A 1,469-nucleotide genomic window follows, 5' to 3' on the forward strand; every position below is an offset into this window, starting at 1 on the left:
GAGCCGACGTCCTCGCCCCGGTAGCGGATCGCGCCCTCGACGCGCGCGCCCGGCGGCAGCAGCCGGACGATCGCGCGGGCCGTCATGGACTTGCCCGATCCGGACTCGCCCACCAGGCCGACCGCCTCGCCTTGGCCGATCGACAGGGACACGTCCCGCAGCACGGGCCGCTGCTCGCCCGCCACGGGCAGGAACACGGTCAGGCCCTCGACGTCCAGCAGGGGAGCGGTCACGCCGCACCTCCCCGCCGGCCGAGCCGCCGCCACGGGCGGCCGCCCGCGCCCACGCCGCCGGGCAGCCGTTCGCCCAGCACGTTGAACGCCACCACCAGCACCACCACGCAGCCGCCGGCCAGCAGCGCCTCGGCCGGGTAGCCCTGCAGCACCCCGGAACGCCCGGCGGCCACCATGACGCCCCAGTCCGCGTCGGGCGGCTGCACGCCGAGGCCGAAGAACGACACGATGGCCAGGTCCACCATCGCGTACCCGAAGAACAGCGTGGTCTGGGCGGCGATCAGCGGCATGAGGTTGGGCACGAGGTGGCGCAGGCAGATCGCGAGCGCGCCCGCGCCCTGCACCTCCAGCGCCCGCACGTACGGCTTGCCCCGTTCGGCCAGCGCCGCGCCGCGCAGCAGCCGCGCGATGTACGGCACGTAGGCCACGGCGAGCGCCACCACCGCCGCCCCGAGTCCCGGGCCGAAGACCGCGGCGACCAGCATCGCCAGCAGCACGCCGGGGAAGGCGAAGACCACCTCCAGCACCGCCGACACCGCCGCGTCCAGCCAGCCGCCCGCCCAGGCCGCCGCGATCGCGAGGGCCGTGCCGGCCGTCATGCTCAGCGCGACGACGAGCAGCGGACCGAGCAGCGAGGTCCGCGCGCCCTCCAGCAGGCGGGCCAGCAGGTCGCGGCCCTGCCCGTCGAACCCGAGTGGGTGCCCGGGCGCGGGCGGGGCGTAGGCGCTGGCGAAGTCGCTGGCGTTCGGGTCGGCGGGCGACAGCGACGGTCCGAGCACGGCCAGCACGACGGCCAGCACGACGACGCCCGCGGCCACGGTCCCGAGCGGGCCGAGCCCGGCGCGGCGGACCGTCCCCGCGCCCGCGCCCGCGCGCCGGGTTACGGTGATCCCGGTCATGACCGGCCTCCCAGCGTGATCCGCGGGTCGAGCAACGCCGACCCCATGTCGACCAGGGTGTTGACGAGCACGAACGCGGTGACGAGCACCAGCGAGATGCCCTGGACGACCGCGAAGTCCTTCGACAGCGCGGCGTTCACCAGCGCCGCGCCCAGGCCGCTCAGCCCGAAGGCCCGCTCCACCACGGCCGCCAGCGCGATCATGGAGGCGACGGTCATGCCGGTGAGCGTGCCGATGGGCACGGCCGCGTTGCGCAGCGCGTGACGGCGCACGACCGCCGCGTACGGGATGCCGCGGGCGACAGCCGTCTGCACGTGCTCGCGGCCCAGCTCCTCGC

The 1,469-nt window shown here is 76.2% G+C and carries 3 protein-coding genes; all 3 read right to left on the bottom strand.

Features of this window, described 5'->3' with window-relative positions; genetic code table 11:
• The coding region (locus AB0H81_RS44785; RefSeq protein ID WP_358388711.1) for an ATP-binding cassette domain-containing protein at nucleotides 1-233 on the bottom strand (233 nt) is incomplete at its 3' end.
• Nucleotides 230-1,132, bottom strand: coding sequence for an ABC transporter permease (locus tag AB0H81_RS44790; RefSeq protein WP_358388713.1), 903 nt, complete (start codon nucleotides 1,130-1,132; stop codon nucleotides 230-232). The genes AB0H81_RS44790 and AB0H81_RS44785, both read right to left, overlap by 4 nt.
• The coding region (locus AB0H81_RS44795; RefSeq protein ID WP_358388716.1) for an ABC transporter permease at nucleotides 1,129-1,469 on the bottom strand (341 nt) is incomplete at its 5' end. The genes AB0H81_RS44795 and AB0H81_RS44790, both read right to left, overlap by 4 nt.

The organism is Nonomuraea sp. NPDC050691, assembly GCF_040654455.1.
In the GTDB taxonomy this organism is placed as follows: domain Bacteria; phylum Actinomycetota; class Actinomycetes; order Streptosporangiales; family Streptosporangiaceae; genus Nonomuraea.